32 protein-coding genes and 1 pseudogene are annotated in these 25,476 nt (G+C 67.6%); 17 read left to right on the top strand and 16 right to left on the bottom strand.

The annotated features are described in order from the left end of the window. Window position 1: 1 nt before the first annotated feature. Complete coding sequence (locus tag EV652_RS09300) at window positions 2–334, bottom strand: hypothetical protein (RefSeq protein WP_242001664.1); 333 nt, start codon at window positions 332–334, stop codon at window positions 2–4. Between the two features lie 63 nt (window positions 335–397). On the opposite strand from EV652_RS09300, the gene EV652_RS09295 reads away from it, so the two are divergent. Then, complete coding sequence (locus tag EV652_RS09295) at window positions 398–1,114, top strand: YqeB family protein (RefSeq protein ID WP_132208630.1); 717 nt, start codon at window positions 398–400, stop codon at window positions 1,112–1,114. Between the two features lie 61 nt (window positions 1,115–1,175). On the opposite strand, the gene EV652_RS09290 is transcribed toward EV652_RS09295, so the two are convergent. The 3 genes from EV652_RS09290 to EV652_RS09280 form a co-directional block, all read right to left on the bottom strand. Next, a complete protein-coding gene (locus EV652_RS09290; RefSeq protein WP_132208629.1) occupies window positions 1,176–1,562 on the bottom strand; it encodes a pilus assembly protein CpaE in 387 nt (128 codons plus the stop codon). Window positions 1,563–1,634: 72 nt separating this feature from the next. Beyond that, the gene (locus EV652_RS09285) at window positions 1,635–2,003 is read right to left on the bottom strand and encodes a hypothetical protein (RefSeq protein WP_132208628.1); all 369 of its coding nucleotides are present in this window, start codon (window positions 2,001–2,003) and stop codon (window positions 1,635–1,637) included. A 36-nt stretch (window positions 2,004–2,039) separates the two neighbouring features. Beyond that, window positions 2,040–2,738, bottom strand: coding sequence for a M15 family metallopeptidase (locus EV652_RS09280; RefSeq protein WP_132208627.1), 699 nt, complete (start codon window positions 2,736–2,738; stop codon window positions 2,040–2,042). Window positions 2,739–2,913: 175 nt separating this feature from the next. On the opposite strand from EV652_RS09280, the gene EV652_RS09275 reads away from it, so the two are divergent. The 3 genes from EV652_RS09275 (at window position 2,914) to EV652_RS09265 (ending at window position 6,319) form a co-directional block, all read left to right on the top strand. Next, complete coding sequence (locus EV652_RS09275; protein ID WP_242001663.1) at window positions 2,914–4,278, top strand: sensor histidine kinase; 1,365 nt, start codon at window positions 2,914–2,916, stop codon at window positions 4,276–4,278. Next, window positions 4,257–5,012 (top strand): response regulator, encoded by a 756-nt coding sequence (locus EV652_RS09270; RefSeq protein WP_132208625.1) that lies wholly within the window; start codon window positions 4,257–4,259, stop codon window positions 5,010–5,012. Before EV652_RS09275 ends, EV652_RS09270 begins: the two co-directional genes overlap by 22 nt. 131 nt (window positions 5,013–5,143) lie before the next feature. Further along, window positions 5,144–6,319, top strand: a complete 1,176-nt coding sequence (locus EV652_RS09265) for an FAD-dependent oxidoreductase (protein ID WP_132208624.1) — start codon at window positions 5,144–5,146, stop codon at window positions 6,317–6,319. Between the two features lie 227 nt (window positions 6,320–6,546). Here EV652_RS09265 and EV652_RS09260 read toward each other — a convergent pair whose 3' ends face one another. Continuing rightward, window positions 6,547–6,909 carry an MmcQ/YjbR family DNA-binding protein gene (locus EV652_RS09260; protein WP_132208623.1) on the bottom strand — a complete coding sequence of 121 codons (363 nt, stop codon included), beginning with the start codon at window positions 6,907–6,909 and terminating at the stop codon, window positions 6,547–6,549. Between the two features lie 43 nt (window positions 6,910–6,952). Between EV652_RS09260 and EV652_RS09255 the strand changes: the two genes are divergently transcribed. From EV652_RS09255 to EV652_RS09245, 3 genes are read left to right on the top strand one after another with little or no spacing between them, the layout of a single operon-like run. Then, window positions 6,953–8,014: an alpha/beta hydrolase gene (locus EV652_RS09255; protein ID WP_132208622.1), complete on the top strand. Its 1,062-nt coding sequence runs from the start codon at window positions 6,953–6,955 to the stop codon at window positions 8,012–8,014. Continuing rightward, complete coding sequence (locus EV652_RS09250; RefSeq protein WP_132208621.1) at window positions 7,989–8,735, top strand: esterase family protein; 747 nt, start codon at window positions 7,989–7,991, stop codon at window positions 8,733–8,735. The genes EV652_RS09255 and EV652_RS09250 overlap by 26 nt, the downstream gene beginning before the upstream one ends. Window positions 8,736–8,757: 22 nt before the next feature. Beyond that, a complete protein-coding gene (locus tag EV652_RS09245) occupies window positions 8,758–9,993 on the top strand; it encodes an ATP-grasp domain-containing protein (protein WP_242001662.1) in 1,236 nt (411 codons plus the stop codon). Window positions 9,994–9,995: 2 nt separating this feature from the next. On the opposite strand, the gene EV652_RS09240 is transcribed toward EV652_RS09245, so the two are convergent. The 5 genes from EV652_RS09240 to EV652_RS09215 all read right to left on the bottom strand — a co-directional run bounded on the left by EV652_RS09240 (window position 9,996) and on the right by EV652_RS09215 (window position 13,365). Then, the gene (locus EV652_RS09240; RefSeq protein ID WP_132208619.1) at window positions 9,996–10,295 is read right to left on the bottom strand and encodes an AzlD domain-containing protein; all 300 of its coding nucleotides are present in this window, start codon (window positions 10,293–10,295) and stop codon (window positions 9,996–9,998) included. Beyond that, the gene (locus tag EV652_RS09235) at window positions 10,292–11,008 is read right to left on the bottom strand and encodes an AzlC family ABC transporter permease (RefSeq protein WP_199238097.1); all 717 of its coding nucleotides are present in this window, start codon (window positions 11,006–11,008) and stop codon (window positions 10,292–10,294) included. The genes EV652_RS09240 and EV652_RS09235 overlap by 4 nt, the downstream gene beginning before the upstream one ends. Continuing rightward, window positions 11,005–11,571, bottom strand: a complete 567-nt coding sequence (locus tag EV652_RS09230; protein WP_132208618.1) for a CGNR zinc finger domain-containing protein — start codon at window positions 11,569–11,571, stop codon at window positions 11,005–11,007. The genes EV652_RS09235 and EV652_RS09230 overlap by 4 nt, the downstream gene beginning before the upstream one ends. 95 nt (window positions 11,572–11,666) lie before the next feature. Further along, the gene (locus tag EV652_RS44000; RefSeq protein ID WP_158441131.1) at window positions 11,667–12,815 is read right to left on the bottom strand and encodes a hypothetical protein; all 1,149 of its coding nucleotides are present in this window, start codon (window positions 12,813–12,815) and stop codon (window positions 11,667–11,669) included. A gap of 133 nt (window positions 12,816–12,948) precedes the next feature. Next, window positions 12,949–13,365: an ArsR/SmtB family transcription factor gene (locus tag EV652_RS09215; protein ID WP_242001661.1), complete on the bottom strand. Its 417-nt coding sequence runs from the start codon at window positions 13,363–13,365 to the stop codon at window positions 12,949–12,951. Between the two features lie 60 nt (window positions 13,366–13,425). On the opposite strand from EV652_RS09215, the gene EV652_RS09210 reads away from it, so the two are divergent. Next, a complete protein-coding gene (locus EV652_RS09210; RefSeq protein WP_132208615.1) occupies window positions 13,426–14,292 on the top strand; it encodes an amidohydrolase family protein in 867 nt (288 codons plus the stop codon). Here EV652_RS09210 and EV652_RS09205 read toward each other — a convergent pair. Together EV652_RS09205 and EV652_RS09200 are read right to left on the bottom strand one after the other, a co-directional pair. Then, on the bottom strand, window positions 14,278–14,865 hold the full coding sequence (locus EV652_RS09205; RefSeq protein ID WP_242001660.1) for an epoxide hydrolase N-terminal domain-containing protein: 588 nt from the start codon (window positions 14,863–14,865) through the stop codon (window positions 14,278–14,280). The two genes, EV652_RS09210 and EV652_RS09205, sit on opposite strands and share 15 nt — an antisense overlap. Window positions 14,866–15,075: 210 nt before the next feature. Next, window positions 15,076–15,996 (bottom strand): alpha/beta fold hydrolase, encoded by a 921-nt coding sequence (locus EV652_RS09200; protein ID WP_132208613.1) that lies wholly within the window; start codon window positions 15,994–15,996, stop codon window positions 15,076–15,078. Between the two features lie 134 nt (window positions 15,997–16,130). Here EV652_RS09200 and EV652_RS09195 point away from each other — a divergent pair, with 134 nt between their 5' ends. Beyond that, on the top strand, window positions 16,131–17,942 hold the full coding sequence (locus EV652_RS09195) for a glycoside hydrolase family 2 protein (RefSeq protein ID WP_132208612.1): 1,812 nt from the start codon (window positions 16,131–16,133) through the stop codon (window positions 17,940–17,942). Here EV652_RS09195 and EV652_RS09190 read toward each other — a convergent pair. Further along, a complete protein-coding gene (locus EV652_RS09190) occupies window positions 17,927–18,961 on the bottom strand; it encodes a YeiH family protein (RefSeq protein WP_132208611.1) in 1,035 nt (344 codons plus the stop codon). The two genes, EV652_RS09195 and EV652_RS09190, sit on opposite strands and share 16 nt — an antisense overlap. A 100-nt stretch (window positions 18,962–19,061) precedes the next feature. Between EV652_RS09190 and EV652_RS09185 the strand changes: the two genes are divergently transcribed. After that, window positions 19,062–19,832: a GntR family transcriptional regulator gene (locus EV652_RS09185; RefSeq protein WP_132208610.1), complete on the top strand. Its 771-nt coding sequence runs from the start codon at window positions 19,062–19,064 to the stop codon at window positions 19,830–19,832. Here EV652_RS09185 and EV652_RS45170 read toward each other — a convergent pair. Together EV652_RS45170 and EV652_RS45990 are read right to left on the bottom strand one after the other, a co-directional pair. Beyond that, window positions 19,823–20,311 (bottom strand): hypothetical protein, encoded by a 489-nt coding sequence (locus EV652_RS45170; protein ID WP_242001712.1) that lies wholly within the window; start codon window positions 20,309–20,311, stop codon window positions 19,823–19,825. The genes EV652_RS09185 and EV652_RS45170 overlap by 10 nt on opposite strands. 295 nt (window positions 20,312–20,606) lie before the next feature. Beyond that, window positions 20,607–20,699 (bottom strand): annotated as a pseudogene (locus EV652_RS45990) (LysR family transcriptional regulator); the annotation flags it as partial. 159 nt (window positions 20,700–20,858) lie between these two features. Here EV652_RS45990 and EV652_RS09175 point away from each other — a divergent pair. The 5 genes from EV652_RS09175 to EV652_RS09155 all read left to right on the top strand — a co-directional run bounded on the left by EV652_RS09175 (window position 20,859) and on the right by EV652_RS09155 (window position 23,620). Beyond that, complete coding sequence (locus tag EV652_RS09175; RefSeq protein ID WP_132208609.1) at window positions 20,859–21,566, top strand: SDR family NAD(P)-dependent oxidoreductase; 708 nt, start codon at window positions 20,859–20,861, stop codon at window positions 21,564–21,566. Between the two features lie 3 nt (window positions 21,567–21,569). Beyond that, complete coding sequence (locus EV652_RS09170) at window positions 21,570–21,929, top strand: YybH family protein (protein WP_132208608.1); 360 nt, start codon at window positions 21,570–21,572, stop codon at window positions 21,927–21,929. Window positions 21,930–22,005: 76 nt separating this feature from the next. Beyond that, window positions 22,006–22,404 carry a nuclear transport factor 2 family protein gene (locus tag EV652_RS09165; protein WP_132209146.1) on the top strand — a complete coding sequence of 133 codons (399 nt, stop codon included), beginning with the start codon at window positions 22,006–22,008 and terminating at the stop codon, window positions 22,402–22,404. Window positions 22,405–22,414: 10 nt separating this feature from the next. Continuing rightward, window positions 22,415–22,810, top strand: a complete 396-nt coding sequence (locus tag EV652_RS09160) for a VOC family protein (protein ID WP_132208607.1) — start codon at window positions 22,415–22,417, stop codon at window positions 22,808–22,810. A 24-nt stretch (window positions 22,811–22,834) separates the two neighbouring features. Next, window positions 22,835–23,620, top strand: coding sequence for an arylamine N-acetyltransferase family protein (locus EV652_RS09155; RefSeq protein ID WP_132208606.1), 786 nt, complete (start codon window positions 22,835–22,837; stop codon window positions 23,618–23,620). Here EV652_RS09155 and EV652_RS09150 read toward each other — a convergent pair. After that, window positions 23,583–24,215, bottom strand: coding sequence for a flavin reductase family protein (locus tag EV652_RS09150; RefSeq protein ID WP_132208605.1), 633 nt, complete (start codon window positions 24,213–24,215; stop codon window positions 23,583–23,585). The genes EV652_RS09155 and EV652_RS09150 overlap by 38 nt on opposite strands. Before the next feature lie 147 nt (window positions 24,216–24,362). On the opposite strand from EV652_RS09150, the gene EV652_RS09145 reads away from it, so the two are divergent. After that, complete coding sequence (locus EV652_RS09145) at window positions 24,363–25,070, top strand: winged helix-turn-helix domain-containing protein (protein ID WP_132208604.1); 708 nt, start codon at window positions 24,363–24,365, stop codon at window positions 25,068–25,070. 63 nt (window positions 25,071–25,133) lie between these two features. After that, window positions 25,134–25,373, top strand: a complete 240-nt coding sequence (locus tag EV652_RS09140; protein WP_132208603.1) for a hypothetical protein — start codon at window positions 25,134–25,136, stop codon at window positions 25,371–25,373. Window positions 25,374–25,476: the final 103 nt, after the last annotated feature.

Below are 25,476 nucleotides of genomic sequence, written 5' to 3'. Positions count from 1 at the left end.
GTCAGTGGAACCGGAGCATCGTGCCGACGTCGGCGGCCTCGGCCTTGCGCAGGATCAGATGGGCGATCGCGACATCCAGCAACGACAACCCCCGATGCCAGAAGAGGTTGCGCTCGGCATCGTTCTCCCGCCCCGGCTTCCGGCCGGCCACGATCTCGCCGAGCTCGGCGTACAAGGTCTCGGGCGACAACCGGCCGCTGTCGACGTGCCGGCGCAGCGACCCGAACCGGCCGGACTGCGCCTCGCGCCAGTCGTCGACGACCACCTTGTCCATCACGTCGAGCGAGTCGATGTCCGGACCACTCACGAACCGCAACCAGATCCCGTCCGTCACCCGTCTCCCTCAGTCGTCGTGATTCGATACTAAAGTTTCCCGCCGCCGCGCTACCTTCAGGCCATGGGCTCGACGACGGACACCCAGAATCGCAGCGTGATCGGGCACTCGACCACGGACAAGGTCGTCCTGTTCGGCGGGCTCCCGCTGCTCGGGCTGGTGCTCGGCTACTTCCTGCCGCGGATCGCGGACTGGGCGAGCACGCTGGGGTGGGTGCCGTTCCAGGGACCGCTGAAGCTGATCGCGGGCTGGGACGAGTGGTGGGTCAGCGTGATCTGCATCGTGATCGGGCTGCTCGCCGGCGTACTGCTCGCGGCGATGGCGCTCGAGGACACGCTCAAGGTGACGGTCACCCGGCAGTCGGTGGAGTTCCTGAAGAACCAGAAGACGGTCACGGTGCCGCGGGAGAAGGTGGCGGTCGCGTTCCTGGACGGCAAGGAGATCGTGCTGCAGGACTCGAGCTCGCGGGAACTGGCCCGGGAGAAGCACGATCAGCTGAAGTCCGAGGCCAAGCAGATCCCGGCGGCGTTCCGGGCCCACGGGTATCCGTGGTCGGAGGGCGGTGATCCGCACGCCGATCGGTTCCGCCGCTGGGTGCCGGACGAGCCGGAGCTGCCGCCGACCGTCAACGCGCTGCTGAAGGCGCGGTCGAAGGCCTTCGACCAGGGTGACAAGGGAAAGGCAGATCTGCGGGAGCTTCGCGACGAGGTGACGAAGCTCGGCTACACCGTGAAGGACAAGGAGAAGAAGCAGTACTGGCGGCCCACGACACCGCGCTGAAGGCACTGGACGTTGGGCTGGCAGGCCCACGACGTCCCGATGAGTGCCTCGGCGGCCGGTTTCAGGCGCCGAGGAGGTGGATAACGGCCTGAGCGTACGCCTGTTCGGCATCGGGGGCGATGTGGGTGCTGTTCGTCAGCTCGACCCGGTAGGTGCCGGCGACTGCCTCGAGGGTGCGGAAGTGCTCGCCGAGGAGAGCACGGAGCTGTTCCTCGCGCGGGAGCCAGATCACCTCACGCTGCTCGATGCTGTCCAGGGCCCACTCGGTGGTGCCGTTGAAGCCGATCACCTTGGTGCCCTGGTAGTCGTGCACCTCGACGGTCATGTCGCTCACCACGAACACGTCGCCGTCCATGTCCCGGTCCGGTACGACGAAACGATCCCCCGCCGCGGGCACCCACAGCACCCCGGCCTTGCGTAGTCGCCCGGCCTGCTCGATCGTAATCACTCCACCATCCTCCCCACGCCACTCAAGCCCCGCACCTCAACCGCGAGCCGCGGGGCCGGCCAGGAGGGTGATTCAGCGGTCCAGAGCAGCCCGTAGCTCGGCCGCACGGCGCGCGATCCGGTCGCGGGACTCGCTGGTCAGCGGGAGGTCGAGGAGGGCAGTCGCCTGCAGGTGACTCGCTCCGAGCAGCTCACGCAGACGCCGTACGGCGGTCTCGCGGTCAAGCGAGGTCGACAGCACGTTCTGCACCTCGGTGCGGCGCTCGAATGCGGCCAGCACTCCGTCGTAGATCTCCAGCTGCGTGTGCGCGGACCGGTCCGGTTCGGTCGCGACTGCTTCGTCTCCCTTGCCGGAAGCACGGATCACCTGCCGCCACAGGGCAGGTACGGCGAGGCGCGCCCGGGTGTAGCGCGGCATCGGCTGAGCGTAGGTCATAGTCATGATCGGCTCCTGATTCGTCTCGTCGGGTCAGTCGGACTAGTCGGACACGGGCCGCGAGTACGGTTCACGCGGCGGGCACTTGGTGCCGGGGGTGACCAGCGCCTCGAAGTGCCAGGGTTCGTTGTCGTACCGGCGGCAGATGCCGTAGCGATAGCCGTTCCGGTTCAGCCACTGCATGGCGGCCGCCGGACCGATGTCCACGGCCTTGCCCTGCACGTGAGCGGAGTACTTGGGCGGCAGCACCCACCGCGTCGCCGCCTTGTACGAGCCGTAGCGCTTGATCGCGTCGTTCAGCAGTCGCTGCTGCTTGGCGGCGCTGCGGCGCCCGGAGGTGATCTGGAGCGTGATGCCGTCGGCCTTCGCGGCGGCCATCGCCTTCTTCAGCCGCGACTTCAGCGTCGGCGACAGTCCGTTGATGCTCTCCTCGCCGTACGACGACTTCGCCGGGGTCTTGGTCGGAGTCTTGGTGGGCTTCGGCGTCTGCTTGGGCGAGCGGGTCGGCTTCGGGGTCGGCGGCGTGGTGGCGAGAGTGGTGCTCGGCGGGCCGGAGACCGCGGGCGCGTTCTGGCTCGAGACGACCGGCTCCTTGTCGGCGGTCAGGCCGAGCAACTCCCCCACCTGTCCGTGCCACAGCACCAATGACCCGACCGCCAGCACCGCCAAACCCACGCCCGTCACGGACAGCAACTGCATCCGCACCGGGCCGGTCCGGCGGGGCGGCTGGTGGTTTGTCATGGGGTACAGCCTCTCGGATCACGGCGGCGGGCACATCGGTCCCAGGGACTGTCATCGGGACCCGGCGCAGGCCCTGAGTATCAAATCGGACGCCAAGCCTCCTCCAAAAGTTGGAGAGCCTGCCCGTCCGGGCAGATGAAGCTTCGGCGAACACAACCTGACTACGCTGGGCGACATGTGGACCTACTGGCGTCGGTTGCCGCAGGCGCAGCAGGATCTGCTGCTCGCGGCGCTCATCGGCGTGGGCTGGTTCACGGCGCTGAGCCTGATCAACGACAGCGGCCTGCGCCCGCAGAACCCGACCGTCTCGGTGGTGACCGGTGTCTTCCTGGTCATCACGGTCGCCTTCGTCCGGCGGTTTCCGCGCACGATGCTCGTGGTCGTCTCGGTGCTCTACCCGTTCCTGTACGCCGCGGTCGGCACCGGCCTGGCCGCCCAGGTCGGCCTGACCATCTTCGGCCAGCCCGAGATCAGCGATGCCGCGCTGCAGTCCGAGATCCACCTGGTCCCGCTGCTCGTGGTCGGGTACCTGGCCGCATCGAGCGGCGTACGACGGTTCACCTGTCTCTTCTTCACCATGGGCAGCCTGGCCGGACTGATGATCGGCCTGCCGACCGTGGTCGCGGTCGTGCTGGGGAACGCGAACCGGGCGATCCTGTACGGCGACCGGTACAAGAACCTGCCCAGCGACGTGCCGAGTCTCTACAACTACATCGACGTCTCCCTGTTCGTGTTCGCCGAGGCGCTGATCTGCGGCATGGTGCTGCTCGGCGCGGACGCTCTCCGGCGGCGCAAGAACGTCGCCCTGCTGGAGCAGCGGAACGCGGAACTGGTCCGGCTGCGCGCGGTCGAGGCCGAGCGGGCCAAGGTCGCCGAGCGGACCCGGATCGCCCGCGACCTGCACGATGTCATCTCGCACCACGTCAGCGCGGTGGTCATCCGGGCCCAGGCCGCCGACCGGGTCGCCGACCAGAAACCCGAGGCACTGCGGGAGGCGATCCGCTGGATCATTGCCAGCGGCAAGGAGGCGTTGACCGCGATGCGGGAGACGGTCCGGGTGCTGAACACCGCCGAGCCGGGTGCGGACGGCGCGACCGCGCCGGGATCGGGTGGTGGGACGGCGCCGGTGCCCGATCTGTCCGACGTCGCGCGGATGGGCGAGCGGCTGAAGGCGGTCGGGGTCGACGTGACGATGCACCTGCCCACCCGGCAGCGGCAACTGACCTCGGCCACCGATCTGACCGCCGTACGGATCATCCAGGAGGCGCTCACCAACGTGATGGTGCACGCGAAGGCGACCGCGGCTCAGGTCACCTGGCAGAGTGGACCGCAGGGTGAACTCCTGACCATCGACGACAACGGTAGCGGCGGACCGCCGCCGGTGAACGTGCTGGAGACCGCCCGGCGGAGCGAGAGCGGCCGCGGCAACGGGCTGATCGGGATGCGGGAACGGGCGACGGCGGTCGGCGGCACGCTGGCTGTCGCGGCCGGCCCACTGGGTGGATGGAGAGTGCAGGCATGGCTGCCGCCGCAGAGGTAGACGACCAGATCCGGGTCCTGGTCGCGGACGACCAGGGCGTGATCCGGATGGGCCTGGCGATGATCCTCGACCACGAGCCGGACCTGACCACGATCGCCCAGGCCGGTGACGGCGAGGAGGCGCTCCGGCTGATCGACGAGTACGACCCGGACGTCGTCCTGATGGACATCCGGATGCCCGTCATGGACGGGCTGGTCGCGACCGAGCGGATCACGTCGGCCAACAAGGCGGCCGGCCGTTCGCGTCCCGCCGTACTGGTGCTGACGACCTTTGACGACGAGGCCTATGTCCTGAGCGCTGTCCGGGCTGGGGCATCCGGGTTCCTGCTGAAGGACACGGATCCGGACCTGCTGGTGTCGGCGGTACGCGCGGTCTACCGGGGCGACTCGCTGGTCGACCCGGCCTCGACGCGGGTGCTGCTGGAGCGGTGCATGGAGCTCGAGCGCCAGGTCGGCACCGGTACGACGGAACCCGCCCCGGCGCAACCTGATGGGCGCTGGACCGGCCTCCTGTCCCAGCTGAGCGAACGCGAGCGGGAGATCCTGGTCTGGATGGCCCGAGGCCTGTCCAACCGAGACCTGGCCACCAAACTGTTCGTCAGCGAAACCACCGTCAAAACCCACGTCAGCAGCGTCCTGTCCAAACTAGGCCTCACCAGCCGAGTCCAAGCAGTAGTAGTCGCCTACGAAGCCGGCGTAGTCCGCCCCGGCGAAGCCGACGTCCGCTGGGACTGACTGACTACCCACGCACCCGCTGCGCGCGCTCTGGCTCGGCTTGGTTGACTGCCTTCTGGCGCGAAGGCGTCGGGTGGAGGATTGTTGGCATCGCCGCCCCTCGCGTTCTGGCCGCACCTTCAGGAGACACGATGCCGGACCGGACGGATCTGCTGGTCGTCGGCGCGGGGCCTTATGCCTACTCTGCGGCCGCCTTTGCCCGCGAGAACGGCATCGAGACCCGGATCGTGGGCCACCCGATGGCCTTCTGGCGCCGACACATGCCGGCTGACATGTTCCTGCGTTCAGGCCCCGACTGGCATCTGGACGGAAGCGGCGAGCACACGTTCGAGGCATTCTTCGAGGATCGGGGACTGTCACCCGGAGACTTCGACCCGATCCCGATCTCGGTCTTCCTCGACTACACGGAGTGGTTCCGCGAGTGCAAGCGGCTCGATCTCGACGAGCGCCTCGTGACCGGCCTGGCCAAGCCGAACGCATGCTTCGTGGCAACGATGGACGACGGTACGACGATCACCGCGGACCAGGTACTCGCCGCACCCGGCGTCGGCCACTTCCTCAACCTGCCGCAGTGGTACGCCGATATTCCCCCGGCTCGCCGCTCGCACACGTGTGACCTGGTCTCCTTCGATTCGCTGGCCGGTGCCCGGGTCGTGATCATCGGCGGTCGGCAGAGCGCCTACGAATGGGCGGCTTTGCTGAGCGACCACGACGCCGAGCACGTGGACGTGGTGCATCGCCACGGCACGCCGACCTTCGCCAAGGTGAGCTGGGGCTTCGTCGATCAGTACGTCGACCAGACGCTGACACACCGGGGATGGTGGCGAGGACTCCCGGTCGAGCGGCAGCGAGCGATTGCTGCCGAGTTCTGGCAGGTCGGCCGTCTCACTCTCGAGCCGTGGCTCGTTCCGCGGATCCCTGACACCGTCGTGACCAGTCATCCTGGGTGCGCGGTGGTCGGCACGGCAGTCGGCGACCACGACGTGACGCTGACTCTCTCCGATGGCGCGGTGCTGACAGCCGATCATGTGGTCTTCGCTTCCGGCTACCGGGCTGACCTTGCTCGCGTGCCCTACCTGGGCGGTGTGGGGGATCGGATCTCGGTCACCGACGGGTTCCCCGTCCTGACCGAGGGCTTCGAGACGTCTCTGGCCGGGCTGTACGTGACAGGGTTCGCGTCGACCCGCGACTTCGGCCCCTTCTACGGCTTCACCAAGGGATGCCCGTCGGCCGCGCGCATCGCCATCGCCGACATGATGCGAGAACCGAGATCGGGCGGACAGGAGCGTCCGGGGGTGTGCGCGTAAGGGATGTGTGGGGAGACCTACCTGAACAACCAGACTCCGAGCGCTGCGGCGGCGAGGATGAGTACGACGGTCAGGGCTTGGCTAATGGCCGACGCCTGGCGGCGGCGGGGTAGGAAGTCTCCGGTCATGGTTCCAGGGTGCTTCGTGAAACGGCGTTGTTCATCGGTCCTCAGGACGGTTCGGGGGTACTACCTGAGGATGAGATGGTTGCCGTCGGCCCCGACTATCTACTCCCCGAAGTACTCTCGCCGGACCTTCTTCGGGACGCACATCGACCAGGCGTCCAGGATCAGTTCGCGCAGTTCGTCGTACTCGAGGGCGTCCAGCCGGACCTGGATCCACCGGAACCGCTCGTCGGACGGCCTCGGGCGGAAGAACTTCTCCGGCTCTGCCGCCAGCGCGACCTCCCGCTCCTCGCGCGGGAACCCGATCCCGATCGTCTGCTCGTCCGGCGCCACCGCCAGGTACACGATCTGCCCGACCCGGAACTTGATCTGGTCCCGGACCAGCACCTCGTAGCTACGCGGCAGGTCCGCCGTCACTGCCCGGATATCCGTGAGATCGACCACGGTCCAACGATAGACAGCCATCACTGACAGGGAATGTCAGTGTTTGCGGTTGTACCTTGTTTGGATGCCCGATGTGGTGAGTGCTGTCGAAGGCGCTGAGGTGGTGTTCCGTCTCGGCGACCCTTCGCATGCGTTCGCGGGCGTCAAGCTGTGGCAGGAGTTGGGCCTCGCGGCCGAGATGCTGGAGTTCAAGCCGGTCGACTACGGCTGGGAGCTGCGGTTGCCGCGGCCGTCCGTGCACCGGATGGAGTACCTGTTCGACATCGCGGATCTGGGCATGCGGACCGATCCGACCAATCCGCGGCTGGTCGGCGGTGCCTTCGGCGAACACTCCTGGCTGCCGCTCCCCGGATACGTCGAGCCCGCCTGGGTCACAAGCCCGCAGATCCCCTCGAGGCTGACCCCGCTGGTGGTGGAATCCCCGGTGGGCACCGTCGACCTTCAGGTGTGGGCGCCGGAAGGCATCGCGCCGACCTTCGAGCTGCCACTGCTGCTCGCCCATGACGGTCCCGAGTTCGCCGGGTACGCCGGTCTGACCCACTATGCCGGCGCGATGGTCGACGGGTCCGCACTGCCACCGTTCCGGCTCGCCCTGATCCACCCGACCGCCCGGAACCTCTGGTACGCAGCCAACCCGCAGTACGCCGACGCCCTGACGCAGTACCTGCTGCCCGCGATCAAGGCGCAGTACCGGAGCCGGAAGCCCGTCATGATGGGCGCCAGCCTGGGAGCCCTCGCCGCACTGCACGCCGAGTGGCACTCTCCCGGCACGTTCGACGGGCTGTTCCTGCAGTCCGGGTCGTTCTTCACGCCGGAGACGGACCCGCAGGAGTCCAAGTTCGAGTACTACGCCCAGGTCACCGGCTTCGTGCAACAGGTGCTGACGGCAACCGCAGCGCCCAGCACACCCCTGATCGGGATGACGGCCGGTTCACCCGAGGAGAACGTCCACAACAACCGGGTGATGGCCGCGCGCCTCACCGAACTGGGCCTCCGGGTCGAGTTCGCAGAAACTCCCGACATGCACAACTTCACAGCCTGGCGTGATGTGCTGGATCCTGAGCTGACGGATCTACTGCGACGCGCCTGGGGTGAGGCTGATGGAGCGGGAAAAGGTCGAACTTGAGGCGCCGGGGCTTGACCGGCCCGGCACGCTGATCCGCTACGGCCACTTCGGCCGCCCGGTGCTGGTGTTCCCGAGTGAGCAGGGGCGCGCCTGGGACTACGAGAACAACGGCATGGTCGACGCCGTCGCGGACCTGATCGAGGCCGGCCGGGTGAAGTTGTACTGCGTCGACTCCTACGACCACGTCAGCTGGTCCGACCGGAGCATCCAGCTCGAGGACCGGGCCCGGCGGCACGGGCTGTACGAGTCGTGGATCGTCAACCAGGTGGTTCCGGTGATCGGCGCGGACTCGCCCGGCGTGACCGACATCATCACCACCGGCTGCAGCCTGGGCGCCTTCCACGCCTTCAACTTCGCCTTCAAACGCGCCGACCTGTTCCCGATCGCGATCTGCCAGTCCGGCAACTACGACGCGGCCAGCTGGTACGCCTGGGGTGAGCGCGGCGACGCGACGTACTTCAACAACCCGGCCGACTACCTGCCCAACCTGGACGGCGACCACCTGGACTGGCTGCGCGAGCGGATCTTCATCGTGCTCACGGTCGGCCAGGGCGACTGGGAGACCAATCCCACCGGGTCGCTGCCGTCGGCTCACGCGACTGCCGCCCTCCTCGCGGCCAAAGGCATCCCGCATGAGTTCGATCTGTGGGGGTACGACGTAGCGCACGACTGGCCCTGGTGGCGCCGGCAGATCGCCCACCACCTACCCCGATTCTGCTGACGCCGGACAAGAGGAGATGACTGTGGCTGACCGCTCGCGGCATTTGATCGGGTTGTTGCTCGGGGCCGAGGAGGACTGGCCGCAGGCGTTCGAGGCGCTGCTGCAGCGGGTCGGGCCGGTGACGCTGGACGGGACCGAGCACGAGTTCGGGTCCCGGCGGCTGACCATCGAGCCGTTCGACCTGACTGATCCGGTCCGCGTCGGGCTGGTGATCGACCGGCTGGCGTATTGGTACTACCACCCGCGCGAGTGGCTGAAGAAGGCCGCGCTGATGAACGGCACCTACCTGCTGAACTCGCCGTTCACCTTCCAGGCGATGGAGAAGCACAGCGCGTACTGCGCGATGCTCCGGCTCGGCCTGAAGATCCCGCGGACCGTGCTGGTGCCGTACAAGAACCCGGTCGACAACGTGCGCTGGGCGTACACCTCGGCGAAGTACAACAAGGGTTTCGACCTGGACGCGATCGCCGAGGACCTCGGCTACCCGCTCTACATGAAGCCGTTCGACGGCGGCGGCTGGCGTGGGGTGTCGCGGATCAACGACAAGCTCGACCTGCACCGGGCGTACGACCAGTCCGGCGAGATGCTGATGCACCTGCAGGCGACGATCGACTACGACAAGTTCGCCCGGGCGCTGTCGATCGGCGCCGAGACGATGGTGATGGACTTCCGCCCGGACGAGCCGATGCACAACCGGTACGCCGTCTCGCACAACTTCCTCAGCCCGTCGGCCGGGCACCAGACGGTGGCGATCAGCCGGATCGTGAACGCGTTCTTCGGCTGGGAGTTCAACTCCTGCGAGATGCTGGTCGCGGGCGACTCGGTCCACCCGATCGACTACGCCAACGCCTGCCCGGACGTCGCCGTGACGTCGTTGCACTACTACTTCCCGTGGGCGATCAGCGCCCTGGTCAAGTGGTCGGTCTTCTCCCTCGCGACCGGCCGCCGCAGCTCCATCGACCTGCGCACCGAGCGGTACTTCGAGATCGCCGACGACGAGTCCCTCGACTACAACGCCAAGATCGACGGCTACCTGGCGCTCGCCGACGAGCACTTCGAGACCGAGAAGTACCACCAGTGGTGCGGGGACCATCTGGGTGACTTCGACGCCCGGATCCGGGACTGGTTCGCCGGCCCCGACTTCGACCGCCTCCTCCGGCAGACGGTGACGACGACCTACCCCGCCAACGAACACGACCAGTTCTTCGCCCACTTCAAGGGCCTCATCGACCACTGGCTCGCCGATCAGGCCCGTTAGCACTAGCCGATCAGGAGCCGGAGCCCGGCCGTGAGGGCGATCCCCGCGGCGACTGCCAGTAGCAGTGGAACTCTCACGACGGAAAGGATCCCGGCGACACCGACCCCCGCCAGCTGAGTCCAGTCCACCGGCTTGCCGCCGAGTTCGGTGACGATGAGGCCCGCCAGCAGTACCGGAGCGACCAGACCCACGACGCGAACCGCTGCCGGCGGCAACCTGCGTTCGCCCATCATCAGCGGGCCACCGGCTTTCATGAGCCAGTTGACGACAGTGACGGCCAAGGCGGCCAACCACAGCTTCATAACGTCTCCTCTCCGGTCTCGGCAGTCTCGGGATCGGGATCCGATCCGCGGTGTGGAAGCAGACCGATCAGTGCGGCCGCCGTGGATCCGAGCAGCGCGTAGCCCGGATCCGTCACCAGCAACAAGACGCCGGCGATGCCGGCGCCGAGCAGGGACGCGGCGAGCGCCCGGCGGGAGCGCCTCACTTCGTCCACGGCGAGTGCCAGGAAGAACGCCGGGAACACGACGTCCAGCCCGAGTCGGTGCATCAGATCAGCCGATGGAGCCGTCAGCGCGCCGACCGCGGTCCCGAGCACCCAGAGGACCCACTGCGGCAGGCTGGCGCCGATCAGGCGGGAGACGTCGTACCGGCCATCGTTGCGATGAGCAAAGACAAACGAAGCGTCGACGAGCGCCTGCGCCTGCAGCGCCCGGCTCAGCCGACTGCCCTGCAGGCTGTCGTTCAGGGCGACACTCATCACGAGATAGCGCGCGTTGATCAGCGCTGCCGAGGCGACCGCGGCCCCCACACTGCCCCCGGACAGCGCGGTCAGCAAGGTGAACTGCGCTGATCCCGAGAAAGCCAGGGCCGAGAACAGGATCGGCAGGGTGATTCCCCACCCCCGGGCCTCCGCCCCGGCGCCGAAACTCAGGGCCAGGACGAAGGCCGCCGCGGCCGGTCCGAGGCCGAGCCGGACGCCCACGGCGAAGGCGGTCCGGTCGATCGCCATCATGCCGATGCTCCGGAGTGACGCTGGTAATGCCTGCGGGCCCGGGCCCGATTGCCGCAATCCGCCGAACTGCACCATCGGCGCGAGCCGTTCTTGCTGCGATCCAGGAACAGCCAGCCGCAATCGCCGTCGTCGCACTGCCGGAGCCGGTTCAGGTCCTCGTCTTCGAAGAATCGCCAGACGGACAACCGCACCCGGTCGGCGATCGTGTCGGCGCGCCAGGTCAACGGTCGCGAGCTGACCAGCGAGGCCTTGCGTACGGCGTCCTCCACCAGTTCACGCAGTACGGCGAGATCCTCGGCGCCAGGTTCCGCACCGACCGCGAGCGGATGCAACACGGCATACGCAATCTCACGGCATTGGACCAGCGCATCCTGCAGCGCGACCGCGGACCGGACCTCCATGACTCGATCTGACGGGTCCAGTCCGCTGGCCGTCAACCATTTCCGCAGGTTGACCAGATCCGCGAGCCGGTCGATCCGCCGGCGATCGTGCAACCGCCAAGCCACGGTGTTGACCAGATCGAGCACCAGGTGGCCGCCGACCAGCTCCGGCTGATAGTCCATGCTGCCGCCTCTCGTTCTAACACCCAAAATGCATAATGGGTCGTTAGGAGAGGGAAAGCAATCGGTAGCGCGCCACCAGCAGTTCTCCGCCCGCTTCAGGGCCTGGCTGTGGCTTTCGGAGCAAGCCCGCTCGGGTTCCGCAGCGAATAGGCGAGGAAGTCGATCGACTGGCGCAGCGAGGTGGCGGAGGTTGCGTACGTGAGCGCTTCGCCGGCGGTCGGTTTGTGGTAGCCGTGCGCCACCTGGTCCCGCAAATCCTTGAGCTCCTCGACGACGGTCACCAGGTCGTCGTCCACGACACCGGCGGTGCGCAAGTCCTCGAGGATCCGCTGTGGGTCGGTGCTCATCTTGGCGCCGTCGCCGATGGCTTCTTGCCGTAGGTAGCGCAGGGAAAGCAGGACGAGTTCCCAGCTCGCCATTATGTCTGCCGCCGGGCTCGACGACCGCGATCCGTCCGCCGAGGGCGGTGGGTAGGGGAGAAGCGGCGGCTCACCGGGCATCCAGGGTCGGTGCCCGTAGGGCCACGAGGGCTGGCCGTAGGGCGACGACTGCTGGCCGTAGGGCGGGGACTGCTGGTCGTAGGGCGAGGGCCGCCAGGCCGACGGCCACGGCTCGTAGGTAGGTGGGCGGTACGGCGGCTGTTGTTGACCCGTCTGCGATGGATACGGCTGGGACTGATTCGCCTGTGGTGGATAGGACTGTTGTGGATACGGCTGGTACGGATCCGGCTGGTACGGATCCGGCTGAGGCTCGTGCGCGTCCGCCGGGTCCTGTGCGGGTGCCGGCTCGTGTGCATCCGCCGGGTCGTGCGCGGGCGCCGGCTCGCGTGCATCCGCCGGGTCGTGCGCGGGTGGCTCGTGTGCGTCCGCAGGGTTGTACGCGTCCGCCGGCGACTTCGGCCTACCCCGGGATCCGTTGTGTCCAGGCCGTCCGACGGGTTGCTCACGTGACGGCCGGGATGGTTGCTCGCGTGGGGGCTGGGCCGGTTGCTCGCGTGACGGGTGGGCTGGGCGCTCGTGCGTTGAGGAGGAAGAGGCGTAGACGCTTCCGGTCACCAGCCCGACCTTCTTCTCCATCCGGGCCAGCCGTCTCGAGAAGGTGAACTTCTGGCCGAACCCCTCCCAGGAGTCCAGCGCGCCGACCAGCCCCGCCAGTTGGCGGCGGAAGATCAGGGCCAGAGCCACCACCGCGGCAGGCCAGGCGATGTGACCGGTCATCGCGGAGACGAACTCCATCCAGCTCATGCCCCATCATCCAATCACGCCGGGTCACCCCTCGCTCGCTCACCGAGAGCCGCACTCCAGGCCGCACGTAGCCAACGGAATCCCTCGCGCCCAACCCAACCCCGTCCAACCCACCTACCGCCTGACCCCCGAGTCAGTCGTCCAGGGCGGCCAGGATTGCGTTGAGGGCGGTGGCGCGCGAAGCCGGGACGGCGAAGGTGCCGCGGGTGGGGGTGTGCAGCCAGCCTTCGGCGGTGAGCTGGCGGAGGTGGTGGTAGATCTGCCCGCTCGTACCGACGCCCTCCACCCGGCTCAGCGAGTTGACGGTCGCGTGACCGCGGACGATCTCGCGGAGCAGGGTCAGCCGGATCGGACTGCCCAGTGCCGCGAGTGCCGGCGCCACATCTGACCAGTCGCGCCTGGCCCGGAGCTCCCGGAGCGCCCGGGCCGTGTCGGCCTGGCGAGCATCGGACGACCGCCGCCTCGTTCCCCGCTTGGTGACTGCTGCGGATTCCAGCGCGGCGATGCGCCTCTCCAGCTCTGCGAGCCGGTTATCCACAGGGTCATCCACACTGTGGATAGTACGTAGTTACGTAGCTGTTGAAAAGCTTGGCGCACGTAAAGTAGCGGGGTGCGCGATGTGGATGTGCCGGCGTGGTGGCAGCGGCTCGGGCTGGACGGGCTGGTCGATGTGCATGTGCATTTCTTGCCCGACCAGGTGATGAATGCGGTGTGGGCGTACTTCGACCAGGCGTCGGAGCACTACGGGACGGCCTGGCCGATCAACTACCGGACGTCGGTGGAGGAACGGCTGAAGACCCTCGAGGGGTTGGGGGTCCGGGCGTTTCCGGCGCTGATCTATCCGCACAAGCCCGGGATGGCAGCCTGGCTCAACGAGTGGGCACGCGACTTCGCCGAGGCGACGCCCGGGTGCGTGCCGAGCGGGACGTTCTACCCCGAGCCGGGTGCGTCGGCGTACGTGCGCGACGCGCTGGAGAAGGGCGCGCGGATCTTCAAGGTCCACGTGCAGGTCGGTGACTACGACCCGCGTGACACCGAGCTAGACGACGTGTGGGGTCAGCTGGCCGAGGCCGCCGTACCAGTGGTGGTCCACTGCGGCTCCGGACCGATCCCCGGCCGGCACACGGGTCCGGGGCCGTTCGGTGAAGTACTACGGAAGCACCCTCGGCTGACTGCGGTCATCGCGCACCTGGGGATGCCGGAGTACGCCGAGCACCTGGCGCTGACGTCCTACCCGAATGTCCACTTGGACACGACGATGGCGTTGACGCCTTTCACCGAGTCACTGATGCCCTTCCCGCGGTCGCTGACCTCACGCCTCGGCGAACTGCAGGACCGGATCGTGCTCGGGTCCGACTTCCCGAACATCCCCTACGAGTACGCCGTACAACTCGAGGCGCTGGAGTCGTTGGAACTGGGCGACGACTGGCTCCGCGCGGTGTGCTGGGAGAACGGCGCTCGCCTACTCGGCCTGTAACCGCGGCGCAAACCAAGCCAGCGTCACACCAGTCAGAGTCGCGTCGCGATCGGCGTGCTGCGCATTCCAAGCGAGCATGGCGGCACTCAACACAAGCGCCCGCATCTGCTGCTCTTCGTTGACGGCATTGAGGTTCTCGTTGAACCACCGAACCTCAGCGAGCTCCTCCGGCGCCAGCCCGCGCCGCTCCGGGCTCACTTCGGCCGTCACCGGCGGCGCCTCACCTTTGTCATCGCGGACCAGGTAGTCGTCGTACCCAAGCCGCCGCATCAACTCATCCCACCCCGCCGGCTCTGCCAACGCGCTCCAGGCAATCGACGGCATCACCAGATGGTGTCTGCCCTGGAGCGGCCCGGCAGCATCCACCACATCCACAACCCCACTCGGCCACCCATGCGTCAACAGAACAGCCGACGCGTCGGCCTGCCCCGACCGCGAATGCATGAAGTGGACAAACTGCCCGCCAACCTCAGTAGCAAAGTGCTCGTAGGCATTCAGCCGGTCCTCGTAAGCCCGCCAGTCGTACCGATCGACCCAGTAGTCCGTCAGTTCATCAACGAACTCGTCCGGCACAACCCCAGCGCCAAGCGGCCCCTGCGTCTTGCATCTCCGGATCCGCCCATACAACTCCCCCGGATCCACCCGCAGCCTGACCCGCCGAACCTCCGCAACCCGCTCCGACGCCACCCCGCCCCTCCCTCGAAAACGCCAGCCTGACACATCCAGCCGATCGCGAACCCCCGAGCCGCGCACTGTCACGATCACGCACCGCGTCGAAGAGGTTCAGGCCACTAGCAGGTCGCCGCAGAAGGAGCGGATGGCGCGGTTGACTGTCTCGGGCCGCTCCCAGGGCATGAAGTGGCCGGCGCCCTTGACCCAGAACGGACCGACCGCTTCGGGGAAGGCGAGCGCGCACCGCTGCTCGACGTGGTCGCCTAGGGTCACCTGGTCGGCGCCGATCAGCACGAGCGCTCGCTGCCGAACCGGCCGGTCGAGCATTTCCGGCGCCGACAGTGGCCGGGTGCCCATGACGACCTCGTAGTCGGCGAAGGCGGCCCGCAGCCGGGCCGAGTCCGCGTAGGGCTCGGTCAGGAAGGCCAAGTCCTCCTCGTCGAAGGCATCGGGCGGACACCACATGCGATGCCCGTAGAACTCAGCCACATAACGCCGCCGCTGCTCAGGCGTAGCCAGTTCGGCGACCAAGGCGTCGGCGTGATGCCCTTGGAGGCGGTGGTAGTCGTAGACGGCGGGCTTGGGCCGGCTCGGCGGGATACCCGCCGCTGCGAACGTCTCGACCAGGTCGGGCATGGAGTCGTCCAGGATCACCAGGCGGTCCACCCGGTCGGGGTGGCGGTTGGCCAGGTCGACGGCGATCATCGCGCCCAGATCGTGCCCGGCGACGACTGGGCGCTCCCAGCCGAGCTTGTCGAACAGGCCGGTCAGGTCGGTGTTGAACGCGTTGAGGTCGTAGAAGTCATCCGGTGCGAAATCGGAGTCGCCGTAGCCGCGCAGGTCCGGCGCGACGACGTCGAACCCCGCCTCGGCCAGCGGGATGAGGTTGTGCGACCAGATGCGGCTTGTGCAGGGGAATCCGTGGATGAGCAGCAGTGGCACACCACCGTCCCCACGACGCCGCACCGCCAGGCGATGCCCCTGGCGGACTTCGATCATCACCGGCGCAATGACTTCAGCAGGAAGAGCCATGCACCTGGTTTACACGATCACCCAGCTCAGCCAGTGCGGGGTTCTCAGTTCGCGGATCCACCTATTGCTGAGGCTATTCCAACGTTGTACTGTCGTGTATCGCCCACTCCTCTCCACCTTCACTGGAGTCCTCGATGACCCAACCCCGCCCTGAGCACCCGCGCCCGCAGTTCGTTCGGCCGGACTGGCTGAACCTGAACGGCGAGTGGCAGTTCGAGATCGATCGGTCCGACTCCGGTCTCGAGCGGGGGGTCCGGGACCGCGAGTTGCTGCAGCGGATCGTCGTACCGTTCGCGCCCGAGACCGAGCTGTCCGGGATCGAGAACGTCGACTTTCTCGAAGCGGTCTGGTACCGGACGACCGTCACGATCCCGGCTGACTGGTCGGGCAAGGACGCCGTGCTGCACTTCCAGGCCGTCGACCAGGACGCGACCGTCTGGGTCAACGGCGTCGAGGTGGTCCGGCACCGCGGCGGCTTCACGCCGTTCAGCGCGAACCTCAAAGCCGTCGCCTCGCCCGGCGATGAAGCCCTGATCGTGGTCCGTGCCCGGGACACCCGGCACGGCGTTCAGGCGCGCGGCAAGCAGACGACGAACTACTTCAACAGCGGGTGCCACTACACCCGGACCACCGGCATCTGGCAGACCGTCTGGCTCGAGGCCGTGCCAAGCGTGCACGTCAACAGGCCGCGGATCACCCCGGACGTGGCCGGCTCCAGTTTCCACCTGGAAGTACCGGTGTCGGCTAACAAGCCGGGCTGGACGGTCCGCGCGATCCTCTCCGACGCCGACGGCGAGGTGACGAAGGCCGAGGTCCGCGCTGATCTCGACCTGGCTCCGCGCCTCACCCTCCAGGTCCCGGCCGACCGCGTCCGCCTGTGGGACACCACCGATCCACACCTGTACGACGTTCGCGTCGAGCTGATCGATGCCGACGGCAACGTCGTGGACGGCGCCGACAGCTATGCCGGACTGCGGTCGGTGTCGATCAACGGTCAGGCGATCCTGATCAACGGCAAGCACGTGTTCCAGCGACTGGTGCTGGACCAGGGCTACTGGCCGGAGAGCCTGATGACGGCACCGTCGGAGGAGGCGCTGGTCGCGGACATCGAGCTGAGCCTGGCGGCCGGCTTCAACGGGGCTCGGCTGCACCAGAAGGTGTTCGAGGAGCGGTTCCTGTACCACGCGGACCGGCTCGGGTACCTGGTCTGGGGCGAGTTCGGCGACTGGGGCGAGAATGTTGCTGACGGCACCCAAGACAACAACCAGCAGCCCACGGCGTCCTTCGTGACACAGTGGCTGGAGGCGGTCGAGCGCGACTACAGCCACCCGAGCATCATCGGCTGGTGCCCGCTGAACGAGACGCACCAGTTCCTGCACGACCGGATCACCCAGCTGGACGACGTCACCCGGGCGATGTTCCTGGCGACGAAGGCGGCCGACACGACGCGACCGGTGCTGGACGCCTCCGGGTACTCGCACCGCGTGCCGGAGACGGACGTGTGGGACTCGCACAACTACGAGCAGGACCCGGCGGAGTTCGCGCGCCAGATGGCCGGCCTTGCGGACGGAGCGCCGTACGGGAACACCGGTGGACACGAGCGGCGGCCGATCTCCCAGCCGTACGCCGGTCAGCCCTATTTCTGCAGTGAGTTCGGCGGAATCTGGTGGAACCCCGAAGCGGCTGCCCAGGCAAAGGGCAACAACACCAACGAATCGTGGGGTTACGGCCAGCGGGTCGCGGACGAGGAAGCGTTCTACGACCGCTTCGCGGGGCTGGTCGACGCACTGCTCGACGACCCGCTGATGTTCGGCTACTGCTACACGCAGCTCACCGACGTCTTCCAGGAAGAGAACGGTATCTACCGGTTCGACCGCAGCTCGAAGCTCGACGTACCGCGGATCCAGGCCGTCCAGACCAGGCCGGCCGCCTACGAGAAGGACTGAATCGCAAGACTGCCTGCCGCGACCAGGACCCACAGGATCGCTCCGAGGAGGAGCGGCCTGGGTCCTGTGTCGCGCAGTTCTCTCGGCCTCAACGACAGCCCGATCGCAACCAGCGCGGACGTGATCAAGAACGTCCCGATCAGGCTCAAACCAGGCAACCATCCGACCGGCACCAGACCGGCGGTACGCAGGCCGGCTGCGGCGAGGAAGCCGATCAGGAACAGCGGGACCAGCTTCCGCCAGGGCAGCTTGTTCGCCGCGGCTTCCGTGCGCGACTTCAGGACGACGAGCGCCAGGACGATCGGCACCAACATCAGCGAGCGGGTCAGCTTGACGACGAGCGCCTGGTCGCCGGCCTCCTGGCTGTACGCGTACCCGGCGGCGACCACCGAGGACGTGTCGTTGATCGCCGTACCTGCCCACAACCCGAAGGCTTCCGGGCTGAGGCCCAGCAAGTGTCCGAGCGGCGGGAACGCGAGCACAGCGACGACGTTGAAGGTGAAGATCGTCGCCAGCGCGTAGGCGACCGATGAGCGCTTGGGGTTGATCGCCGCCGCCGTCGCCGCGATCGCCGAGGCGCCGCAGATCGCCGTACCGACGCCGATCAACGTCTGGGTGTCGCCGCGGACACCGAGCAGACGACCGAACAGCCAGGCACCGCCCAGTGCAATCGCCAGCGTGCCGAGCATCACCGGCAGCGACGAGCCGCCGACGTGGACGACCTGCTGCAGCGACAGACCGGTTCCCAGTACGACGATCGAGAGCTGGAGCAAGGTCTTCGAGGCGAAGGCGTACCCGGGCCGGCACCGCTCGGACCGCAGTACCGGTACGGCGACTCCCGCCAACACCCCCAGGACGATCCCGAACACTGGTCCGCCGACCACAGGCACGAGCCGGCCGAGTGGGACCGCGACAGCAGCCAGGGCCAGTACTACGACCAGGCCCGGAACCCGGGTGGTCAGGCTGTGGAAGCGGGGAACGGCGGTCGGGGCGATTGGCCTAACCTCGACCTGCACCATCGGACCGGTTCTCCCCTCCGCTAGAAATGTACGCACATTTAAGCTAGGAGATGACCGGACATTTGGCAAGCCCGGCAACGCCAGCGGAGGACAGGACCAGATGACCGAGCGCAGGCTCGACCGCTCCGGCGGCCAGCCGCTCTGGAAGCAGCTGCAGCAGGACCTGGTCCGCCGACTGCGGGCTGGGGAGTTCGACGACGTCTTCCCCGGTGAGCTCGCTCTGGTCGAGGACTACCAGGTCAGCCGGCACACGGTCCGGCAGGCGCTCGCCAAACTGCGCTCCGACGGCCTGATCGTCGCCGAACGCGGCCGTCAGCCACGCGTCGCGACCACGCCGGAGATCCGGCAGCCGATGGGCGCGCTCTACAGCCTGTTCTCCTCGGTCGAGGCGTCCGGTCTGACCCAGCACAGCGTCGTACGGGCGCTGGACGTCCGGGCCGACGGAGTCATCGCGGCCCGCCTGGACCTCGAGGCCTCCATCCCACTCCTCTACCTCGAGCGACTCCGCTTCGCCGGCGACGAACCCCTCGCGCTCGACCGCGTCTGGCTGCCCGCCTCACTCGCGGAGCCCCTCCTGGACGCCGACTTCACCCACACCAGCCTCTACAACGAACTCGCCGCCCGCACCGGCCTCCGCCTCGACCACGGTCGTGAAGACATCCGGGCCGTCGTACCAACACCGGCTGAACGCACCCTCCTGCGCTGCCCGCCGGAAGCCGCCGCCTTCTCCATCAACCGCCAAGGCACTTCACAGAACCGACCGGTCGAGTGGCGTCACACCTTGGTCCGCGGCGACCGTTTCGCGCTGTCCGCCGAGTTCTCCGCAAACACCGGCTACCGCCTGACGACTGCGGCCGTCACTCAAGAGTGACGGAACGGGTCGTCAGCCGGAAGCCAGCCCTCCGAGAGGTCGACGGTGATGTCGCTCGTGAGGGCCTCGATGGCGGCCTGTACGGCGCGACTCGGTTCGTCGCGGCGGGACACCAGAGCCCAGGTCCAGATCGGGACCGGCTCGACCACCGGGCGACGAACCAGGTCGGGCGGCAGCGGGGTGTCATCGCGTTTGGGCGAGCTGACCACGGGCCGACGTAGCTGTCGAACGTGCTCGAAGAAGGCCGCGCCGGTGATCCCGTGGTCGTCGATCCGGACGATCTCCGCACCGGTCTCGCGGGCGAACTCGACCGCATAGATGTTCCACGACGCCCAGGTCGCGGTGTCGGCGTCCACCAGCACCGCGGTGTCCTTCGCACGTACGGCGGACTCGTCGCGACCCCACGAGATTGCGGACAACCGGTCCGCACCGATCAGCCGGCCGGTCAACTCCTGCTCGGCCAGGTCGGTCGCGCGCACCCCAGCAGATCGCCAGATCGACACTGCCGTCCGCGACCCGGCCCGCCTGCGTGTGCGATGGCATCACCCACGCATCGACAAGCAACTGCGCGACCCCGGACGTCCGCTCGACGAGATCGGCCGGTCGCCAGCTCACGTAACCGAGCCGGACCGGTTCGGTCGCGGAGAAGCCGGCCGCCGTACGACGCAACTCGTCCGCCTGCTCGAGCAACGTCCGGGTCTGCGGCAGCAGCGACTCACCGTGCGCGGTCAGCGTGACGGTACGGCGGTCGCGGTCGAACAACCGGACGCCGAGATCCCGCTCCAGCGATTTGATCTGCTGGGACAGCGAAGGTCCCGCGATGTGCAAGCGGGCCGCGGCGCGACCGAAGTTCAGCTCCTCGGCCACGGCGACGAAGTACCGCAACTGCCGCAGTTCCACCCGCCCGATCGTAGTAGGCCGGGCCTCTCAGCTGGGAGCAAACCGGTCGTGGAAAACGGCAGATGGTTCGACAACGATCGAAGTACAGCTTCCTTCGAGAGTGCTACTTCGAGAAAGAGGAGAACCATGAGTTCGCAGAAAGTCGCCGTCATCACCGGTGCGTCCCAGGGCATCGGGGCGGCGCTCGTCCCGGCGTACCGGAAACTCGGGTACGCCGTCGTCGCCAACTCCCGCACCATCGAGCCATCGGACGACCCGCTGGTGTTGACCGTCGCCGGCGACATCGCGGCGCCGGGCGTCGGCACCAAGATCGTCGAGAGCGCACTGGAGGCGTTCGGCCGGATCGACACACTGGTCAACAATGCCGGCGTGTTCGTCGCCAAGCCGTTCACCGACTACACCGTCGAGGACTTCGACGTCGTCACCGGCGTCAACGTCCGCGGGTTCTTCGAGATCACCCAGCGGGCCGTCGCGGCGATGGTTGCCCAGGGCACCGGACACATCGTCAGCATCACCACCAGCCTGGCCGATCACGCCAACACCAACGTGCCGTCAGTGCTGGCGTCGCTGACCAAGGCCGGACTGAACTCCGCCACCTTGTCCCTCGCCACCGAGTACGCCGCCCGCGGAATCCGGGTCAACGCCGTCGCCCCCGGTGTCATCCGTACGCCGATGCACCCGGAGGAAACGCACGAGTTCCTGGCCGCGCTGCACCCGGTCGGCCGGCTCGGTGAGATCGACGAGATCGTCGACGCGGTCGTGTACCTGGAGGGCGCCGCGTTCGTCACCGGCGAGATCCTCCACGTCGACGGCGGCCAGCAGGCGGGTCACTGAGCCATGACCACTGAACTCGACATCCTTCGCGCCGCGCTCGACCAGTGGAAGGCCGGCATCGACGAGCACGAACCCAAGCGGGTTGGGTCACTCTTCACCGACGACGCGATCTTCCAAGGCCTGCATCTGTACGGCGTGGGACCGGACGCCGTGGCCGAGTACTACGACTCACAGCCGCTTGGACTGCGAGCGTCGTACGAGATCCTCGAGACGCGGCGGCTCGCGGACGACCTGATCCTCGGGTACGTCGGCGTCGACTTCTCCTTCACGGATCGACCCACCCTGCCCGTCTACCTCAGTGTGATCGTCCGTCGAGCCGGCGACACCTGGCTGATCACGCACTACCAGGTGTCGCGCCTCTAATTGTTGGTCGCGCCAACAAGCTGTGCCTATAGTTGGTGCAGGCAATGTTGGCGTAACCAACGAAAGAGGATGGATGATGAGCGAGATCGCCGATCGGCTGGAGGTCGCGGAGCTGTTCGCGCGGCTGGCGTGGGTGCTGGACGAGGGGACGCCGGACGACCTCCGGCAGATCTACACGAAGGACGTGGTGGTGCGGTCACCCCGCGGTGGTGAGATTCGCGGGATCGACGACGTGATCGCGTTCGTGCGGGAGACCGACGACGGGCCGACCCAGCATGTGCATGGTGACGTGCTGATCAGCGTCGACGGGGATCGGGCGGACGCGACGGCCAATCAGCTCGCGTTCTTCTACCGGGACGGCGAGGCACCGCACCATCGGACCGGGTTGCGGCTGAAGTACACAGCCGTGCGGACCCCGGACGGCTGGCGGTTCCAGGAGGCGAAGATCAACCTGGCCTGGCAGCAGGAGGACTGATACTGAAGGCATGACGGTCAAGGAACTGCGGTTGGTCGTGACGGCGGACGACTACGACGAGGCGGTGACGTTCTACCGGGATGTGCTCGGGCTGCCCGAGCGCGAGTCCTACTCGTCGGAGAACGGGCGGGTGATGATCCTCGACGTCGAGCGGGCGACGCTGGAGATCGCGGATCCGCATCAGGCCGACTACATCGACGAGGTCGAGGTCGGCCGGCGGGTCGCCGGGAAGTACCGGGTCGCACTGGAGGTGGACGATGCGGCCGAGACCACGCGGAAGCTGGCCGACGCCGGCGCCACCGTGATCGCCGAGCCGACCCGCACCCCGTGGAACTCGCTCAACGCCCGGCTCGAGACGCCGGGCGGAATCCAGCTCACCTTGTTCACCGAGCTTGACCTCAAGTGAACTGGAAGTGTTGAGGTAGGCGTCATGTGGGAGATCGAAGAACTGGACCCTGACGCCTACCTCGAGCGGATCGGGCATCCGCGGGTGGACGCATCCGCGGACAGCTTGCGTAGTCTGCACCGGGCGCACGTGCTGGCGATCCCGTTCGAGAACATCGACGTGATCCTCGGCACGCACCCCGGGATCGGGCTGAACGCGATCCAGGCGAAGCTGGTACGACGGCAGCGCGGCGGCTACTGCTACGAGCACACGTTGCTGTTCGGCGCCGCGCTGGAGCGACTCGGGTTCGAGGTGGAACGACGAGTAGCGCGAGTGCAACCGCACAAGTCCGGACCACGCACGCACGGGCTGCTCAAGGTCGGTGTCGACGGGCAGGAGTTCCTCGCCGATGTCGGGTTCGGCGCCGGTCAGCTCTACCCGACCCCGCTCAAGGACGGCGTGGTCGTGGACCAGGGCGGCTGGGACCACCGCCTGACCGCCGACGGCGACGTGTGGACCCTGTCGAAGCAGACCCCGGACGGCTGGATCCCGCAGCACGCGTCCAACGACGAGCCGGTGCGCCCGATCGACTACGAGGTCTACCACCACTACGTCTCGACCCATCCGGACTCCCCCTTCACCGGCAGGCCGGTGGTGATGCGCGTCGCCGACGGCGTCATCCGTCGCCTGATCGGAGACGAGCTCACGACCGACTACGCCGACGGTCGCACCACGCATCGCGTCGTAGCGGCCGAGGATCTCCCGTCCGTCCTCGCGACTCTCGACGTCGTCCTCAGCGACGAAGAAGTCGATCGGCTTCGGCTCCTCTAGGCGTCTCGGTCCGGAACGACTCCCCCAACTCCGGACCGAGGCCGAAGTAGTGCCGGAAGTTGTAGAGCAACGGCGACCACGCCCCCGGATCGACGTACGAGGTCCCCGGCACGACGATCCGATCGTTCGCATGCACCCGCAGCACACGCGCCTGGACGATCAAGAAGTTGCCAGCAGCATCAAACTGCACCTGTACGGCGGACGCCTCGAACTGCAACGGGCATTCGGCCACTCGCGGCGGACCGACCAGCTCGGACGCGACCGGTGTCAGCCCGGCCGCCTTGAACTTCTCCCGCTCGTACCGGAACCTCGCCCGCTTGTGTTCCGGCACTGGATCACGACCGGTCAGACCGGCGAGTCGCTCAACAGCCTCCCACTGCGCAGGTGACGGGAAGTTGATCACGACGTCCGGCCGCTGCTGCAGATTGTGCGCGGTTTGACCGGAGCCGCTGAGTCCGAGGACGACGACATCGTCGAGCGCCCAGGCGGACGACATCGCGGCGAGGTTGATCGTGCCGTCGCCGTTCTCGGTGGAGAGCAGGGCGACCGGTGTACCGACGTACAGGATGGACGGTTCGATCGTCAGGTGCGTCATAGGTTCCGACGCTAGGTCGCGATCACTTCGGCGGGCGCCTAACTGTCGGAACGGCATGATGGGATGCATGAGCGAGCGAAGCGAGGTCATCGTCAAACACTGTGCATCTCGTGCCTCATCCGCGCCCGGAGCGAAGCGAGGACGTGGATGAGTTCGCAGACCGAGGGGCAGGAGCTGGCCGCCTGGGCGCGGATGCTGGCCGACGCCACCCGGGCGACGGTCTGCCTGGCGCTGCTCGACGGACGGGCGTGGACGGCGACCGAGCTGGCCCGGCTGGCGAAGGTGTCGCGACCGACGATCAGCGAGCATCTCAACCTGCTGGTCGATGGCGGGTTGCTGACCGAGATGCGGCAGGGGCGGCATCGCTATCTGAAACTCGCCGGACCGGAGACGGCCGAGCTGATCGAAGGGCTCGCGGCGCTCGCACCTCGTCGTACCGAGGTTCTGAACAGCCTGGCTGCGGTGAGCAAGCGGGACGCGTTCGCGCGGGCACGGACCTGCTACGACCACCTCGCGGGGAAACTCGGTGTCGCATTGGCGGATGCGATAACAGAGCGTGGCCTGATCGACTGGTCGGAAGGCGTCATGCTCACGCCGGAAGGCTCGGCCTGGCTGGAAGATCTCGGCATTGTGGTCGAGACGCGCCGCGGACGACCCCCACTGCGCTCGTGTCTGGACGTGACCGAGCGGCGACCGCATCTGGCCGGCGCGGTCGGCGCAGCCTTGTGTGTACATGCATTGCACCAAGGGTGGGTGAGCCACATCCCCGGCGGCCGCGCGTTGAAGGTGACCGGTTCGGTGCGTGAATTCGGGCTGCCCGTCGGCGTCGTACGCGAACTTCTGCCCAGAGTCTGAGAAGACCGTGAGTAAACACGCTCACGGGAGGCGCCAAGCGCGGAAACGACTTAACCTTCGGCCATGACTGAGTTCGAGCCCGGCACCGAACTGGTGTCCCGTCTGCCTCTGCCCAGCCATGTGATCGTCCTTGTGGACGGGCAGTGGCGTCCCGGCTGGCTGATCGGCCGTGAGCACGAGGCGACGGGATGGACTGGTCTGGTGCAGTACGAGGGTGACGACGGTACTGAGCGGACGGAACGCCTCCCGGCGGACCGGATCGATCTGCCGGAGTCGCACCGACAGAGCGAACAAGCGTCATAGCGTAGGGAGGGATACCAGCGCGAAGGCCCCCGGTACTGCAACCGGGGGCCTTCGTGCGTAACGCGTCCGGGGCGCCTCTCGACGAACGAGAACCCCGCCCCAG

This window comes from Kribbella steppae (assembly GCF_004342025.1).
Lineage (GTDB): Bacteria > Actinomycetota > Actinomycetes > Propionibacteriales > Kribbellaceae > Kribbella > Kribbella steppae.
This window is presented reverse-complemented; position numbering and strand designations above follow the sequence as displayed.

Bases quoted from the DNA above. Each gene is read 5' to 3' on its own strand.
- EV652_RS09295 (WP_132208630.1), top strand. From the start codon at position 398: ATGGGCTCGACGACGGACACCCAGAATCGCAGCGTGATCGGGCACTCG.
- EV652_RS09285 (WP_132208628.1), bottom strand. From the start codon at position 2,003: ATGACTATGACCTACGCTCAGCCGATGCCGCGCTACACCCGGGCGCGC.
- EV652_RS09280 (WP_132208627.1), bottom strand. From the start codon at position 2,738: ATGACAAACCACCAGCCGCCCCGCCGGACCGGCCCGGTGCGGATGCAG.
- EV652_RS09275 (WP_242001663.1), top strand. From the start codon at position 2,914: ATGTGGACCTACTGGCGTCGGTTGCCGCAGGCGCAGCAGGATCTGCTG.
- EV652_RS09270 (WP_132208625.1), top strand. From the start codon at position 4,257: ATGGCTGCCGCCGCAGAGGTAGACGACCAGATCCGGGTCCTGGTCGCG.
- EV652_RS09265 (WP_132208624.1), top strand. From the start codon at position 5,144: ATGCCGGACCGGACGGATCTGCTGGTCGTCGGCGCGGGGCCTTATGCC.
- EV652_RS09260 (WP_132208623.1), bottom strand. From the start codon at position 6,909: ATGGCTGTCTATCGTTGGACCGTGGTCGATCTCACGGATATCCGGGCA.
- EV652_RS09255 (WP_132208622.1), top strand. From the start codon at position 6,953: ATGCCCGATGTGGTGAGTGCTGTCGAAGGCGCTGAGGTGGTGTTCCGT.
- EV652_RS09250 (WP_132208621.1), top strand. From the start codon at position 7,989: ATGGAGCGGGAAAAGGTCGAACTTGAGGCGCCGGGGCTTGACCGGCCC.
- EV652_RS09240 (WP_132208619.1), bottom strand. From the start codon at position 10,295: ATGAAGCTGTGGTTGGCCGCCTTGGCCGTCACTGTCGTCAACTGGCTC.
- EV652_RS09235 (WP_199238097.1), bottom strand. From the start codon at position 11,008: ATGATGGCGATCGACCGGACCGCCTTCGCCGTGGGCGTCCGGCTCGGC.
- EV652_RS09230 (WP_132208618.1), bottom strand. From the start codon at position 11,571: ATGGACTATCAGCCGGAGCTGGTCGGCGGCCACCTGGTGCTCGATCTG.
- EV652_RS44000 (WP_158441131.1), bottom strand. From the start codon at position 12,815: ATGAGCTGGATGGAGTTCGTCTCCGCGATGACCGGTCACATCGCCTGG.
- EV652_RS09200 (WP_132208613.1), bottom strand. From the start codon at position 15,996: ATGGCTCTTCCTGCTGAAGTCATTGCGCCGGTGATGATCGAAGTCCGC.
- EV652_RS09195 (WP_132208612.1), top strand. From the start codon at position 16,131: ATGACCCAACCCCGCCCTGAGCACCCGCGCCCGCAGTTCGTTCGGCCG.
- EV652_RS09190 (WP_132208611.1), bottom strand. From the start codon at position 18,961: ATGGTGCAGGTCGAGGTTAGGCCAATCGCCCCGACCGCCGTTCCCCGC.
- EV652_RS09185 (WP_132208610.1), top strand. From the start codon at position 19,062: ATGACCGAGCGCAGGCTCGACCGCTCCGGCGGCCAGCCGCTCTGGAAG.
- EV652_RS09175 (WP_132208609.1), top strand. From the start codon at position 20,859: ATGAGTTCGCAGAAAGTCGCCGTCATCACCGGTGCGTCCCAGGGCATC.
- EV652_RS09170 (WP_132208608.1), top strand. From the start codon at position 21,570: ATGACCACTGAACTCGACATCCTTCGCGCCGCGCTCGACCAGTGGAAG.
- EV652_RS09165 (WP_132209146.1), top strand. From the start codon at position 22,006: ATGAGCGAGATCGCCGATCGGCTGGAGGTCGCGGAGCTGTTCGCGCGG.
- EV652_RS09160 (WP_132208607.1), top strand. From the start codon at position 22,415: ATGACGGTCAAGGAACTGCGGTTGGTCGTGACGGCGGACGACTACGAC.
- EV652_RS09155 (WP_132208606.1), top strand. From the start codon at position 22,835: ATGTGGGAGATCGAAGAACTGGACCCTGACGCCTACCTCGAGCGGATC.
- EV652_RS09150 (WP_132208605.1), bottom strand. From the start codon at position 24,215: ATGACGCACCTGACGATCGAACCGTCCATCCTGTACGTCGGTACACCG.
- EV652_RS09145 (WP_132208604.1), top strand. From the start codon at position 24,363: ATGAGTTCGCAGACCGAGGGGCAGGAGCTGGCCGCCTGGGCGCGGATG.
- EV652_RS09140 (WP_132208603.1), top strand. From the start codon at position 25,134: ATGACTGAGTTCGAGCCCGGCACCGAACTGGTGTCCCGTCTGCCTCTG.